Below are 14509 nucleotides of genomic sequence, written 5' to 3' on the forward strand. Positions count from 1 at the left end.
TTACCACGTGATCACATAGTCGCCGGTGTAGGGGCTGGATCCCACCTGCATGTTCTTGGTGTCGAACGCTTCCTGCAAGGCGGAGGCGTTGCCGTTCACCGTGATCCCACTGGCGCTCCAACCATTGGAATCGTGGCTGACTGTGAACTCGCTCTTCGACTGCACGAGGTTCGAGTCATTCACAGCGTGTATTTTCATGGTTCCTTGTTGCGCGGCGGCAAGTTCGGCTTCGCGGCTGGCGATGATGTCTTCCCATCCGTCCTCCTTTTTCAGGGAGCCGGAGGCAAGTCCGCTTCTCATGCGGCTGATTTCATCCGGGTATGCTTCGAGAACCAGCTTCTTCCGGTCGGCCAGAGCCTGGTCCATCGTTTTCGGCATGCCGTCGTAAAGCCCCTGGAGAGACCTGACCGTGCCATAGATGTTCCTTTCCGCCTCGCTCAACTGGTTCAGCTGATCGTCATCGAGCGCAGGCAATTGGGAAAGCTGGCCGTCGCGAACCAGGGACCGGACCTGATCGTCCGCAACGGCTTTGGCGGCATTCCGGAACACATCCGACTTCGCCCATTCCTTGACGGCGGCGATGCCGTCCGACGCCTGTCCCGATGCGCTCGGCTTGGACGGCGCGCCGCTGTCGGCCCATTGCGTCATGGCCAGAGGGCTCATGGAAGCCGGGATCATGGCCGCGGAATTGCGGCCGCCCCCCGCCAGATGCGCCGCAAGTTGGCTCGCAACCGCGCGCTCCTGCTCTGCCTTCGCCATCAGCGCCTTGGCGCGATCGGACAATTCGACCTTGGAAGACGGGCTGGAACCGCTCGTGGCGGCGGTGTCGGCCTTCTTCACGAACACGTCGGTCGTCGTGTGAGGGATTGCACGAGAAGGCGGAAAGTTGCCCATCTGTGAACCGGTGGCTCTGATGGCACTCATGATTCCTAAACCCTTTCCGTTGGGTTGTGGATTACTTAACAAACTACTGGAAAACAATCAAACAGCAAGAAGTGATTCATCGAATCGCTCAAAAATTACTTCGTAATCAAATAATTTTCAATGCAGCGGCGGAGATTGAAGCGGCGGAATAGAAATCGAAGACCGTTTTTGACAGGGGCGGCCAGTCCTCTCTGGACATCGCCGATCTGGAGCGACTGACGGTGACGGCCAAGGTGGACGAGGCCGACATCAACCGCTTGCGGGTCGGGCAAGCGGTGACGGAATGGCGCGGGGGGGGAGGGGCTGGGTGGCGGCCAGGGATTGGCGTCAGCCTGTCGCAGGGCGGCGGCAAGGGCCACCTCATCGCTTTTTGGTTGCTTGCCCTTGGCGGCGCGTTAGCATTCGGGCCTCCTCCCGACCTGGTTCGGATCAACCGCCCGCGATGTCCACATCCAGCGCCACCGTCACCCGCCGATCCCTGCTGATGCTGTTCGCCGGCGCGGTGGCGCTGTTGGGAATCGTCACGATGTCGGGGTGGCTGGCGGAAAGCACGGGGCACTATTCCCAGGCCGTCGGGCGGATGACCGCAACGCGGGTTGCCGCGGGGACGCTTCTCAGCCAGCTTCAGGATGCCGAGATCGGGCAGCGCGGCTACCTCCTCACCGGGGATCGCCGGTACCTCAAGCCCTATGAGGCGGCCAACGAGGCGGTCAACGACACCATTGCGCGGATGCGCGGCTTTGCCGAAGGGGATGCCGGTGCGTCGGCCATTGTCGAGCGCCTCGCCGTTCTTGCGACGGCCAAGCGCGAGGAACTGGCGGAGACCATCGCATTGATGCAGGCGGGACGCAGGGACGATGCCTTGGCCATCGTGCGTACCGGCCACGGAATGAGGGTGATGGACGATGCCCGGCGTTCACTCGCCGATCTGATCATGCCGGCCGACGCTCAGCTCGCCGCCCAACTCGCCGCGCTGAACGGCCAGGCCGGGATGTCGCGCTGGGTGGCGACTCTGGGCGGCCTGTTCATTCTCCTGGTGGTGGGCGGGGCCGTGTGGATCGTGCTGCATCACACCCGCAATCTCGTGCAGGCGCAGCAGGCGATCCAGGCCCTCAACGATTCTCTGGAACAGCGCGTGTCGGAACGCACCGTCGCCCTGCAGAGAGCCAACGATGAAATTCAAAGGTTCGCATACATCGTCAGTCATGACCTGCGGGCGCCGCTGGTGAACGTGATGGGCTTCACCAGCGAGTTTCAGGAGGGGCTGGCAAGCCTGCGCGCCCATATGTACCGCCAGCCGGCGGGCCAGGACGACGCCACGGCGGCAGAGGCGCGCCGGGCGGCGAACGAGGACCTCCCGGAAGCCATCGGCTTCATCCGTGCGTCGACGACCAAGATGGACCGCCTGATCAACACCATTCTCGTCCTGTCGCGCCAAGGCAGCCGGACGCTGACCTTGGAGCCCATTTGCACGCGACCCTCCTTGAGAACACCGTGGCCAGCGTTCATCACCAAGCCAGCGAGTTGCGGTGCGTCATCGACATAGCCGGTTCCCTGCCCCCCGTCGTGTCCGACCGGCTCGCCCTGGAGCAGATTTTCGGAAACCTATCGACAACGCGATCAAGTATCTCGATCCGGCCCGGCCCGGCCCGGCCCGGCCCGGCCCGGCCGGATCGAGATCTGAGGATACGCCGAGGCGAAACGTCTGATCTTCGAAGTCATCGACAACGGGCGGGGGATCGCGCCGGGGGATCACGAGCGCATCTTCGAACTGTTCCGCCGCTCCGGCGTGCAGGACCGACCCGGAGAGGGAATCGGGCTGGCCTACGTCCGGACCATGGTGCGGCGTCTTGAGGGCGAGGTCACCGTCGACTCGATTCTTGGACAGGGCAGCGTCTTTCGCATAAGCCTTCCTGAAAATCCGACCCTGTCCTTGCAAAGGCTGGCTGATGAAGCGTGACCCACTGGCGGCGTGCATTGTCATGATCGAGGACGATGAAGGTCATGCCCGGCTGATCGAGAAGAACATCCGCCGGGGAGGGATGACCAATGAGATCATTCCCTTCACCAGCGGCACGACCGCGCTCACCTATCTGTTCGGACAAGACGGAACCGGCCGGGCGAGCGCGGGGCGGGCTCTTCTTATTCTGCTCGATTTGAACCTGCCGGACATGACGGGGGGCGACGTTCTGGCCAAGGTCAAAGCCAACCCGTACACGAAGCGCTTTCCCGTGGTGGTTCTGACGACCACGGACGACCGGCAGGAAGTCCAGCGTTGCTATGATCTCGGGGCCAGCGGCTACATCACCAAGCCGGTGAACTACGATAGCTTCGGCGATGCGATCCGGCAACTGGGCCGGTTCTTCACGGCCATCCAGATTCCCGAGGCGGAAGCGTGATGGATCGGGCTGTCCGCCTCCTCTACATCGACGACGACATCGCCCTGGCCCGACTGGTGCAACGGAAGCTCGGACGGCGCGGTTATGTGGTGGAGTGTGCGACGAGCGGCCAGGAGGGCTTGGCCCGAGTGGCGCAGGGCGGCATCTCGGTGGTCGGTCTGGATCACGAGATGCCGGACGCGATCGGGTTGGACATCCTTCCTGCGCTGCTGGCTGGTGCGGATGCGCCGCCGGTCGTTTATGTCACCGGGGCCGGCGATACCCGGGTCGCGGTTGCGGCGCTGAAGGCGGGCGCCTCCGACTACGTCCCCAAAGAGAACGGCGACGGGTTTTTCGATCTGCTGGTCGCCGCGATCGAGCAGGCGATCCAGAAAGCCCAGCTCCGCCGGGAGCGAGAACTGGCGGAACGGCAGGTGCGCGCCGCGCGAGACCGGGCGGAGCTGTTGCTGCAGGAGGTCAATCATCGGGTCGCCAACAGCCTGGCGCTGGTGGCGGCGTTTGTGCAGTTGCAAAAGTCCGGCCTCTCCGATCCCCAGGCCCGTACCGCCCTGGAGGGAACCCAGGCGCGCATAACGGCGATCGCCGGCATTCACCGAAGTCTTTACACGTCCGGCGACGCGCGCTCCGTCCAAATCGACGTCTATCTGAAAGCGTTGCTGGCCGACATGCACTCCGCCATGGCTTCGCACCGTCCGGATGCGTTCCTTGTCACCGCCGATCCGGTCCTGGTGCCGACTGACAAGGCGGTGTCCTTGGCGGTGATCGTCACCGAGCTGGTCACCAATGCCTGCAAATACGCCTATCCCCAAGGCCGGAGCGGCAGCATCCGTGTCCGCGCGGTGGCTGTCGAAGGCCAATTGTCGGTGAGCGTGGAGGATGACGGGGTCGGCTTTCCCGGTGGCGGCGCTCCGCAGGGGACCGGCCTCGGCACCCGCATCGTTCATGCCATGGCGTCCAACCTGGGAGCGACACTGCACCATGACCGCCAGCACACCGGCACACGGATGACGCTGACGATGCCGTTGTGATCGCTGCGCCACCATGCCGAGTCGCGATGTCCGGGCTTGTGGCCCTTGCCTCTCCGAGCGGGGGGGGGGGGCGGGTTAATCCTTAGGGGCCTTTGCCGTGGCGGCGGTATCGGTCGGATGATGACTCACCCGATCGAACGAATCCCCGGAGTCTTTCCGCCATGCCGACATCGCCGCACGGATCGCCCGACCGCGGGCTGAAGCCGTTCATCCTCGCCATTCATCGCGAAGCGCTGGAAACCGCCGCGGCCAAGGGGCTGACCGGCACTCTGGCACAGGTCGCCGCCCTCCAGGACACCGCGAGCCTCGCCTCGGCCAAAGCCGGACGCCTCGTCACGGAGGAGGAGGTGATGCGCCTGCTGCTTCGGGAGCGCCGCGGCCGCAAGGTCCATGAGGTGGTGGGAGCGGCTCCGGTCGCTCCGGTCAAGAAGCCGGCGGCGGCGCCATCCCGATTCCGTCTGGGGCGTTGGCGGGCGGTGGCGATCGGCATGGCCCGCTCGGCATCCGCCGGCCTGACGGGAAAGGTCCGGTTGTAAGAATCGGACGATCTGCTGTCCGCCGGTACCGAGTGAGTACGCCCATTGCCCTGTTGAGTGAGTTGCGGGGCGCACTGAGGCTGTCGCTTCCCCGCTGTTCGGCACGAAACACACATTGGGAGGTCTCATGTCCGTTCGCCTGGATCGCCGACAATTGCTGCTGTCCGCCGGAGCCGCCGCGCTGGTGCTGGCCGTGGCGCCGCGCTTCGTCCTGGCTCAAACTCCGGGCGGTAAGGGCTTCACGCTGCCGCCGCTGCCCTACGCGCCCGCCGCGCTGGAACCGCACATCGACGCGACGACCATGGGCGTGCATCACGGCAAGCACCATCAGGCCTATGTGGACAACCTCAACAAAGCGCTCGCCAACCACGGCGACCTTCAGGCGATGCCGCTGGCCGACCTGCTGAAGCGCGTGCCGGAACTGCCGGAAAGCATCCGCACCGCGGTGCGCAACAACGGCGGCGGGCACGCGAACCACAGCATGTTCTGGAGCATCATGGGGCCGAACGCCGGCGGCGCCCCGGACGGCGAGGTGGGTGCTGCCATCACGCGCGACTTCGGCAGCTTCGACGATTTCAAGAGCCGCTTCAACACGGCGGGGGCCGGGCAGTTCGGCAGCGGCTGGGTCTTCGTCACCGCCGACCCGTCGTCGGGCAAGCTCGCCATCGCCGCCCGCCCGAACCAGGATTCGCCGGCCATGGAAGGGGTGCCCGTGCTGATGGGCAACGACGTGTGGGAGCACGCCTATTACCTGAAGTATCAGAACCGGCGCGCCGACTATCTGGCGGCCTGGTGGAACGTCGTCGATTGGGGCGCGGTGAACCGCCGCTACGCGGCGATCCGCAAGGGCGAGCTGGTGATCTGAACGGAAAAGGGGGGGGGGGGTGTACCCGCCCCCCAGCGCCTTGGCGACGGCCAGCACGGCGAGGTCGGCCAGCGGCTCGACAATGATGACGGTCATGTAGGCGGCGCCGAAGGAGGCGACTTCCGTCATGGTCTCGGCGGTGAAGCCGTGGCCATAGAAGGCCCAGAAGGCCACCCAGGCGACGATGCCGCCCTGGTAGGCGGTGGAGAGCGCCAGCGCCTGCGAATACTTCAGGTCGACATAGGGGGTGGCGTCGGGAACGATCCGCTTCGCCAGCAGGCTGATGCCCCACAGCGGGACCAGCAGAGTGGTGACGTTCATGCCGTACTGCGGCAGGTCGAACGGCGCAAAGAACAGGCCCTGGATCAGCAGGCCGGCGGCGAGGCCGATGGAGGCCGCACCGGCACCGAACAGCAGGAGCAGCGTCGATCCGAGGATCAGGTGAACCTCCGACACGCCCACGGGGTGGTGCGGGAACACCTCGAAGAAGCTGAAGACCAGCGCGGTGGCGATCAGGCTGCGCAGCACCAGCGGCGCGACCCCGCCGTTGTTGCGGACGTCGTTGTGCGCCAGCTTTCCGGCCATCGCGAAGCCGCCGGCGGCCGTCGCGTAGCTGAGAGCGATCTTGGCGCCGTCGACGACGCCGGGTTCGATGTGCATGCTCTATGCCCTTTCCGAGTCTGCCATGCGTTTGGAGGGGCGTCGTTGCTGGCAGGCACCGGCATCGCAACCCCCTTGGTCCCCTGGATGGGCGCACCGGAGGGACGGCTTGCGGAAGACGGGCGGCCGTCGGGCCGGACATCGGCAAGCGACCACCGGGGCACCCCGCCCGAGGACGTACGTTCGGTTACGGCAGGTCTCCTGGCTTGCGGGTCAAGGCGGCATCGTCCGGCCTTCCCGGCGCCCGTTCCCGCAGGCGGCGCCAGTGACACGGAAAGGACGATGCCGCTCACCGCTCACAGTTGCGGGGGCAGCGCCGGATTTGCCGTTTCTCCCCGATCGGGGCGGTTCACCGGCTTCCCTCTTAGCCCCGCGACCGGATGGCGCGGGGAACCATAACCGGCGCCAGGGTAGGGGCGGGGTCCCCCGTCGTCAAGAGGGGGATGGCGACCCATCGGGGGAGTCGCACGGCTTCCTTGACACCGCTCCCGCGGAACCGACAAGGTCCGGCGGACTGCGCGAGGCCGGATCAACGGGCGAAGGACGGGGTTGCGGGCATGCTACCGGTTCATTTCCTGACCATCGTGCTGAACGGCGATCCCTTCATCCGCTATCACCTGGAGGTGTTTCGCCAACTGCCCTTTCCCTGGCGCTGGCACATCGTGGAGGGGGTGGCGGAGCAGGTCCGCGACTCCTCCTGGTGCGCGCAACGGGGCGGGCGCGTCCCGCAGGACCTTCACCGCGACGGCCGCAGCAGCGACGGAACCTCGGAATATCTGGACCGCATCGCCGCGGAGGAGCCCGGGCGCGTGTCGGTCTACCGCAAGCCGTCCGGTGCCTTCTGGCAGGGCAAGGTGGAGATGGTGACGGCGCCGCTGGCTGCCATGACGGAGGAATGCCTGCTCTGGCAGGTCGATGCGGACGAACTTTGGACGGCGGAGCAGATCGCCCGTGCGCGCCAAATGTTCCTTGATTCGCCATCGCGCACGGCGGCGCTGTACCTCTGTCAGTTCTTTGTCGGCCCATCCCTGGTCCTCGACAAGGTGGACCATTACGGCAATTACCGCGCCTACGAATGGCTGCGGACCTGGCGGTATCGGCCGGGGGATTTTTGGCACTCGCACGTTCCGCCCCGGCTGATGCGCCCGCAGCCCGATGGGCCGGACCTCGAACTCGGCGCGGCCAACCCCTTCCTTCACGAGGAAACGGCGGCGGGCGGGCTGGTTTTCCAGCATTTCGCCTACGCCACGCGGGAGCAGGTCGCGTTCAAGGAGGTTTATTACGGCTACGACGGCGCGGTCCGTCGGTGGGACGCGTTGCAGGTCGCGGGTCGAGCGGTCGGCAGCGGCACCCTTCCGCTGCGCGATTTCTTCCCCTGGGTGACCGACGCGGCGACCGTCGCCCGCGCCGAGTACGCCATGGTGGAGCCGCTGGCGCGCCCGGACGCCGACGGAGCCTGGGGTTTCGTGCCGCCGGCGCGGGGCGCCTCGACGGCGCCGGCGGTGGCGCTGCTGCGGGGCTCCGGTCCGGCCGTCCGCCGCCGCACGCTCGTCCCCGGCGAACCGTCGCCCTTCCCGACCGACCTGGTCCGAAACGTCGGCGTGTTCCTGCTGGACGGCATGGGTGCCGTGCTGCGGGCGTCCGGCTTCCTGCGGGAACTGCGGCGGGCCTTGCCGCTCGCCCGGATCACCGCCTTCGCGACCCCGGACGCGGAGGCGGCGCTCGCCCTCTGCCCCTACGTCAACCAGCGGGTCACCCTGCCGCCGCTGAAGGGACGGGCGCCCGACGACGCGCTGGTGACCGCCGTGCGCCAGGAGATCGGCCAGCAGTTCAGCGGCGCCTTCGACCTGACGATCAATCCCGGCCGGGGTGAGGATACCAGCTTCGCCAACCGCCTGATGCAGGATACGGGGGCGCCGCTCCGCCTCGGTTGCAGGGTCGGCCGGCCGGTGCGCGGCTATTACGCCGACGCCTTCCTGACCCACGTCGCGCCGGCTCCCGCCGGCCTGCTGGGGGCACTGACCGCCAGTGAGCCTGACCCCGCCACGGAGGTCTGGACCTCCCCTGCGGGCGAGCGGGTCGCCGTCGCGCTTCTGGCCGAGGGCGTTCCGGCGCGCTGGCGCTGCGCGGTCGGCCTGTCCGCGTCCGTCGGCACCGGCAGCCTGTCGGAGCTGTGCCGCCGCCTTGCCGCGCGCGGCGACACCGCCATGATCCTGGTCGGCGAAGAGGCCGCCAGGGGAGCCGCGGCGCGCATCGCCGGGGAGGCGGGGGGCGCCTGCATGAACGCGGTCGGGCGGCTGGGTTTCGACGGGTTGTGCGCCCTGCTGCGGCGCTGCGACCTGTTCGTCGGGACGGGCGCCCCGGCGGAGGACATCGCCGTCGCGGCCGGGCTTCCCATGGTGGGAACCGGCCCGGAGCACGGCGATCCGAGCGCCGGGGCGATGGAGAGCGCCATTACGGCTTGGCTGGCCGGCCGCACGTACTGACAAGCGTTCCCACCCGGCCTGTGAGATCCGAGAGGGGAAGCGTGGAAAAACGGAGGGACGGGCGCGCAAGGCGCTTGTGTTGGCGCGTTTGCGCCGCAATGATCCGCCCCCACCGAATCCCGGACGGCCGCAAGCGGCGCGCCGCAGCGGGGCAAAACCATGGATTGAATCCGGCGGCCCGGTAAGCACACGATGCGCAGAGCAGTCATGAAACCCCGTGCGGATTGGCGTCCGGGGCTCCGCAAATACCCCTATGGCGTCCGCGCGATGAGCGCCGGTGCCTTCTGGCGCGAAGATGTGCGGTATGAGTTCTCCGCCCATCAGATCGACCTGATCGAAAGCGTCGCCGACGAGCTGCACACCATGCTGCGCGAGGCGTTGCGCGCGACGATGGACGGGCGGGCGCTGGCCCGGCTGGGGGTCCGCGGCGGGGTGGCGCGGCTGCTGGAAGCCTCCTGGAACGATTATTGGGCCGCGGGCCGGCTGAACGAGCGGGCCGGCGCGCTGATCGGGCGGCTGACGCTGGCCTATGACGGGCGCGATTCGGTCAAGCTGCTGGCCTGCAACTACGACACGCCGGAGGGGCTGTTCGCCGCCTCGATCATCCAGCGCAACTGGCGCGAGGCCCTGATGGGCGACGCCAACCAGTTCAACGGCCTGCACGAAGGGATTGTGGAGCGCTGGGAGGAACTGGCGGCGGGCATGCCGGGCCGCGGGCTCGTCCATCTCGCCTGCGCCACCCCCGACCCGATGCGCGAGAGCGAACTGGTCTATCTGGCCGCCACCGCGGCGGAGGCCGGCATCGCCACGCATCTGCTGCCGCTGCAAAGTCTGGGCTGGGACGGCCAGCGCTTCATCGACGACGAGGGGCGGGCGGCCTCCTGGCTGGCGAAGATCTACCCCTGGCAGGGGCTGGCCGACGACGCCTTCCTGCAGAAGCTGCGGATGGGCGGCATGAGCATGCTGTCGCCGCTGTGGTGCTGGCCGATGTCGAACCACGGGCTGCTGGCGACGCTGTGGTCGCTCTACCCGCGCCACCCGAACCTGTGCCGCGCCGCGCTCGACCTCCAGGAACTGGAGGGCTGCGACGCCGTGACGGAGCGCAGCCTGTTCGGGCTGGACGACGCGGCCCAGCGCATGACGGCTCATGGCCGCACCATCTCGGACACCGGCAGCGCCGAGTATCCGGGGGGGCGGGTCTGGCTGGAAACCCCGCCGATCTTCGAGGAGGAGGGCGTCCACGCGCTCCTGCACTGTTGGATCATCGGGGACAAGTGCCTGGGCATGTCGATCCGCGAATCGGCGGACCCTCGGGTCGGCTCCGATGCGGCGATGGTGCCGCACATCTTTCGCGGCTGACACGCTTTCCTAGGGCGGGAGGAGCCCGCCCTGTCCGAAGGAGGGCAGGGCGGGCGCTTCGGCGGCGATCAACCGACAGGACTCAGCGGCTGCGGCCCGGCGCGAAGGGATTGGGCAGTGGTGAGCCGAACGCCGCCCGGCGGGCGTCTCGCCACGCAACGTCGTTGCCGACGCCGCTGTGGGTGCTGGACACCGACACCACCTGACTCTGGTGGCGCAGCCAGCCGCGCAGCTTTTCTTCGAACCGCTGGGCGTCCTGAGCGTCCGCAACCTCCAGTTCCATCGTCATCTGCAACTCGGTCTTCATGGCGTTCCTCCTCTGGACCGTTCCGTTGAACAAACAGCCGGGCGTGCCACTGGTGCCGAAAAAAACAGAAAAGGGCGGGGAACTTTCCCCGCCCTGCGCCGCAGAGACATCACCGTGACGGCCATACGATGCGATGGACGCTGCGGCTCATTTCCCTTCGGGCTTCGCCGGGCGGGCCGGCTTGGCGATGCTGGCGATCTGTTTTTGCAGGTCGTCGATCTGCTTCTGAAGCTCTTCATAGGTGTGGATGGCCGCTGCCGAGCCGGTCGGCGGAGCCGCGGAAGGGCCGGGGGCCTGGGGGCGGGGCGGGGGGGCGGGGAATTCGCCCGGCTGCCCATCCTCGGTGCCGCCGAAGGGCGAGAACATGCGCATAGCCCGCTCGAACATCGCCATGTTCTGCTTGCCGACCTCCTCCAGCCGGCCGAAGGGGAACATGCCGCCCAGCGTGTTCTGGAAATAGTCGCGCATCTGCTCCTGGTTGCGCGAGAAGGACTGCATCGAATATTCGAGGTAGCGCGGCACCATCCACTGCATGTTGTCGCCGTAGAAACCGATGAGCTGGCGCAGGAAGCTGATCGGCAGCAGGTTCTGGCCCTTGCTCTCCTCCTCCACGATGATCTGCGTCAGGACCGAACGGGTAATGTCCTCTCCGGTCTTCGCGTCATAGACCACAAAGTCGAGCCCGTCCTTGACCATCTGACAGAGATGGTCGAGCGTCACGTAGCTGCTGGTCGCCGTGTTGTAGAGCCGCCGGTTGGCGTACTTCTTGATCGTGATCGTCGCGGACTTCTGATCTTCCTTGTCGGCCATCGCTGTTTCTTTCAAGAAGGGTCGTACGGCGGGAATGTTTCAGATATAAGGACTACTCGAAGGAATGCACCCTGTCCAGTGCTGTGCCGCAGCGCTGCGACCCCAGGTGGGCGTCCCCCCGATAATTCGGGATTTGCGGCATTTTCGATCGGTCCTTCGCGGCTCTGGTCAAGGGCACCGCCTCCCCCATATACTCCCGGCCATGGCCGAATCGTCCGAATCCGACATCCCGTCCCTGGAAACGCTCGCGCAACGGTACCTCGACCTGTGGCAGGAACAATGGGCGGCCTGCGCCGCCGATCCCGAGATGGCCGATGCCGCCGCCCGCCTGTTCCAGATGATGGCGCAGGGCGCCGCGGCGATGGCGCCCTTCGTCCTGGGGCCGGGCGGCTTCGCCTACACCAGCCCGCCGGGCACTGGCTGGAATCCGACGCCGGCCCCGTCCCAGCCGACCTCACCCCGGCCGTCCTCCAAGGGAGAGCCGCGTGACCGGGGACAACGCCACGATGCCCCCGCCGCCCAATTCCACCCCACGGCCCACCCCACGGCTGGGGCCGCGGCCCCTGGCGCTGCATCTGGCGACGGTGGCGGCGACGCTGCTCAGCTCCTCCGCCGCATTGCCGCACTTGAGGAACGGCTCGCTGCCATGGAAGCCGCATCTGCGGGAGCGGGCGGAGGACCTGCGCCAGCGGATCGCCGCAACCGACGCGGACGCGTTCGCCCAGACGGTTGACCGGGCGGTCCGCCGCCAACTCGACCTCGCCCTGACGGGCATCGAGCGCTACCGCCACCACCCTTACCGCCGCGATTTGCCTGACCCGCCCGTGTTGTGGACGGAAGGGACGTCCCGCCTGCTCGACTACGGCGCCCTCGGCCCGGCGACGGGCGCGCCGGTCCTGTTCGTGCCGTCGCTGGTCAATCGCCATTACATCCTCGACCTGTCGGCGCGCAAAAGCCTGATGCGCTGGCTGGCCGCGCAGGGGCTGCGTCCCTTCCTGATCGACTGGGGCACGCCGGGCCCGCTGGAGCGGCGCTACAGCCTGACCGACTACATCGCCGGCCGGCTGGAGCGGGCGCTCGCCGCGGTGGTGGAGGCGGTGGGCCGCCCGGTTCCGGTGGTCGGCTATTGCATGGGCGGGCTGCTCGCCACCGCGTTGGCACAGCGCCGCCCGAAGGAGGTCGCCGCACTCGGCCTGCTCGCCACCCCCTGGGACTTCCACGCGGAGGACGCGGGCATGGCCCGCCGCGCCGCCGCCGTCTTCCAGCCCTTCGGCCCGCTGCTCGACGCCTGGGGGGAACTGCCGGTGGACGCGCTGCAGGGGCTGTTCGCCCAGCTCGACCCGCTGCTGGCGCTCAAGAAATTCTCGCAGTTCGCCCGCATGGAGCCGGACAGCCGCGCCGCGCTCGCCTTCGTGTCGCTGGAGGACTGGCTGAACGACGGGGTGCCGCTGGTCGCCGGGGTGGCGCGCGACACGCTGGCCGGCTGGTACGGGCGCAACGACACGGCGCGCGGCGAATGGCTGGTCGCCGGCCAGCCGGTGGAGCCGGAGCGGTTGCGCATGCCCGTTTTGGCGCTGATCCCGGAGCGCGACCGCATCGTTCCGCCCGCGTCCGCGGTGGCCTTGGCAAGATCAATCGGCAGCGCGCAAATGATCAGACCGCCGCTTGGTCATATTGGCATGGTGGTCAGCGCCGGTGCCGAAACAGGCGTCTGGCGTCCCCTGGCCGAATGGCTTAGTGCGGCAGGATAACCGCAGCCTGTCAGGTGTCTTGCATTGCGAGAAATCCGCGCATAAGGTTTTTCTCACTCCGTGCGGCACCCTGTCACGATAATAAAACTGACAAAATCTGAGGAGCGTCAACATGACCGAGGTTGTGATCGCCAGCGCAGCGCGTACTCCCATCGGCAGCTTCAACGGGGCGCTCAGCGCCGTACCGGCCCATTACCTGGGTGAGATTGCCATCCGCGAAGCGCTGAGCCGCGCCAAGACCGACGCCGCGGAGGTGACCGAGGTCATCCTGGGCCAGATCCTGACCGCTGGCCAGGGCCAGAACCCGGCCCGCCAGGCCGCCGTCAACGCCGGCATCCCGGCCTCCGCCACCGCCTTCGGCATCAACCAGCTCTGCGGCTCGGGCCTGCGCTCGGTCGCGCTCGGCTATCAGGCGATCCGCAACGGCGACGCCGAGGTCATGGTCGTCGGCGGCCAGGAGAGCATGAGCCAGGCCCCGCACGTCATGCATCTGCGCAACGGCGTGAAGATGGGCGCCGCCGAGATGCTCGACACCATGCTGAAGGACGGCCTGATGGACGCCTTCAAGGGCTACCACATGGGCACGACGGCCGAGAACGTCGCCCAGAAGTGGCAGCTGACCCGCGACGAGCAGGACGCCTTCGCCGCCGCCTCGCAGCAGAAGGCCGAGGCCGCCCAGAAGTCCGGCCGCTTCAAGGACGAGATCATTCCGGTCACCATCAAGGGCCGCAAGGGCGACATCATCGTCGCCGACGACGAATATCCGAAGCACGGCACCACCGCGGAATCGCTGGCCAAGCTGCGCCCGGCCTTCTCCAAGGAGGGCACGGTGACCGCCGGCAACGCGTCGGGCATCAACGACGGCGCCGCCGCGCTGGTCCTGATGACCGCCGAGAACGCGGCCAAGCGCGGCCTGACCCCGCTGGCCCGCATCGTCTCCTGGGCGACCGCCGGCGTCGATCCGGCAATCATGGGCACCGGGCCGATTCCGGCTTCCCGCCTCGCGCTGGAAAAGGCCGGCTGGAAGCACGAGGACCTGGACCTGATCGAGGCGAACGAGGCCTTCGCCGCGCAGGCCCTGGCCGTGAACAAGGACCTTGGCTGGGACACCTCCAAGGTCAACGTCAACGGCGGCGCCATCGCGCTCGGCCACCCGGTCGGCGCGTCCGGCGCCCGCGTCCTGACCACCCTGCTCTATGAGATGCAGAAGCGCGACGCCAAGAAGGGCCTCGCCACCTTGTGCATCGGCGGCGGCATGGGCATCGCCCTCACCGTCGAGCGGGGCTGATGAAAAGCGGGCCGTTCCCTCCGGGGTGCGGCCCGTTTCGTATGTGTGCCTACAGAAACCGATAAAGAATCCAACACCAAGCTTTGGGGGAGGAGC

General features: G+C 67.5%; 13 protein-coding genes, 1 pseudogene and 1 riboswitch. Of the genes and pseudogenes, 10 read left to right on the plus strand and 4 right to left on the minus strand.

Translation table 11 applies throughout. The features are described from left to right. Window positions 1-924: a hypothetical protein gene (locus tag AC1DVI_RS10490; protein WP_476957914.1), complete on the minus strand. Its 924-nt coding sequence runs from the start codon at window positions 922-924 to the stop codon at window positions 1-3. 442 nt (window positions 925-1366) lie between these two features. Between AC1DVI_RS10490 and AC1DVI_RS10495 the strand changes: the two genes are divergently transcribed. The 6 genes from AC1DVI_RS10495 to AC1DVI_RS10520 all read left to right on the plus strand — a co-directional run bounded on the left by AC1DVI_RS10495 (window position 1367) and on the right by AC1DVI_RS10520 (window position 5752). After that, window positions 1367-2470, plus strand: coding sequence for a CHASE3 domain-containing protein (locus tag AC1DVI_RS10495; protein ID WP_476957915.1), 1104 nt, complete (start codon window positions 1367-1369; stop codon window positions 2468-2470). A gap of 162 nt (window positions 2471-2632) precedes the next feature. Beyond that, window positions 2633-2884 carry an ATP-binding protein gene (locus AC1DVI_RS10500; protein ID WP_476958009.1) on the plus strand — a complete coding sequence of 84 codons (252 nt, stop codon included), beginning with the start codon at window positions 2633-2635 and terminating at the stop codon, window positions 2882-2884. 22 nt (window positions 2885-2906) lie between these two features. After that, window positions 2907-3323 carry a response regulator gene (locus tag AC1DVI_RS10505; protein WP_476957916.1) on the plus strand — a complete coding sequence of 139 codons (417 nt, stop codon included), beginning with the start codon at window positions 2907-2909 and terminating at the stop codon, window positions 3321-3323. Then, the gene (locus tag AC1DVI_RS10510) at window positions 3323-4351 is read left to right on the plus strand and encodes a histidine kinase dimerization/phosphoacceptor domain -containing protein (RefSeq protein WP_476957917.1); all 1029 of its coding nucleotides are present in this window, start codon (window positions 3323-3325) and stop codon (window positions 4349-4351) included. Before AC1DVI_RS10505 ends, AC1DVI_RS10510 begins: the two co-directional genes overlap by 1 nt. A gap of 161 nt (window positions 4352-4512) precedes the next feature. Continuing rightward, window positions 4513-4887 (plus strand): hypothetical protein, encoded by a 375-nt coding sequence (locus AC1DVI_RS10515; protein WP_476957918.1) that lies wholly within the window; start codon window positions 4513-4515, stop codon window positions 4885-4887. 127 nt (window positions 4888-5014) lie between these two features. Further along, window positions 5015-5752, plus strand: coding sequence for a superoxide dismutase (locus AC1DVI_RS10520; RefSeq protein ID WP_476957919.1), 738 nt, complete (start codon window positions 5015-5017; stop codon window positions 5750-5752). 57 nt (window positions 5753-5809) lie between these two features. Here AC1DVI_RS10520 and AC1DVI_RS10525 read toward each other — a convergent pair. Further along, window positions 5810-6412: pseudogene (locus tag AC1DVI_RS10525) on the minus strand (energy-coupling factor ABC transporter permease); the annotation flags it as partial. Window positions 6413-6586: 174 nt separating this feature from the next. Beyond that, a riboswitch (cobalamin riboswitch) is annotated at window positions 6587-6825 on the minus strand. 144 nt (window positions 6826-6969) lie between these two features. On the opposite strand from AC1DVI_RS10525, the gene AC1DVI_RS10530 reads away from it, so the two are divergent. Together AC1DVI_RS10530 and AC1DVI_RS10535 are read left to right on the plus strand one after the other, a co-directional pair. After that, the gene (locus AC1DVI_RS10530) at window positions 6970-8898 is read left to right on the plus strand and encodes a hypothetical protein (RefSeq protein WP_476957920.1); all 1929 of its coding nucleotides are present in this window, start codon (window positions 6970-6972) and stop codon (window positions 8896-8898) included. 207 nt (window positions 8899-9105) lie between these two features. Then, window positions 9106-10257 (plus strand): glutathionylspermidine synthase family protein, encoded by a 1152-nt coding sequence (locus tag AC1DVI_RS10535; RefSeq protein WP_476957921.1) that lies wholly within the window; start codon window positions 9106-9108, stop codon window positions 10255-10257. An 82-nt stretch (window positions 10258-10339) separates the two neighbouring features. On the opposite strand, the gene AC1DVI_RS10540 is transcribed toward AC1DVI_RS10535, so the two are convergent. Then, window positions 10340-10564, minus strand: a complete 225-nt coding sequence (locus AC1DVI_RS10540) for a hypothetical protein (protein ID WP_149166283.1) — start codon at window positions 10562-10564, stop codon at window positions 10340-10342. Between the two features lie 147 nt (window positions 10565-10711). Beyond that, window positions 10712-11374 carry a polyhydroxyalkanoate synthesis repressor PhaR gene (gene phaR / locus AC1DVI_RS10545; protein ID WP_476957922.1) on the minus strand — a complete coding sequence of 221 codons (663 nt, stop codon included), beginning with the start codon at window positions 11372-11374 and terminating at the stop codon, window positions 10712-10714. A gap of 485 nt (window positions 11375-11859) precedes the next feature. On the opposite strand from phaR, the gene AC1DVI_RS10550 reads away from it, so the two are divergent. Together AC1DVI_RS10550 and AC1DVI_RS10555 are read left to right on the plus strand one after the other, a co-directional pair. Next, window positions 11860-13125 carry an alpha/beta fold hydrolase gene (locus tag AC1DVI_RS10550; protein WP_476957923.1) on the plus strand — a complete coding sequence of 422 codons (1266 nt, stop codon included), beginning with the start codon at window positions 11860-11862 and terminating at the stop codon, window positions 13123-13125. 112 nt (window positions 13126-13237) lie between these two features. Continuing rightward, window positions 13238-14413 (plus strand): acetyl-CoA C-acetyltransferase, encoded by a 1176-nt coding sequence (locus tag AC1DVI_RS10555; protein WP_454020589.1) that lies wholly within the window; start codon window positions 13238-13240, stop codon window positions 14411-14413. Window positions 14414-14509: the final 96 nt, after the last annotated feature.

Source organism: Azospirillum sp. P4_B5 (genome assembly GCF_056402275.1).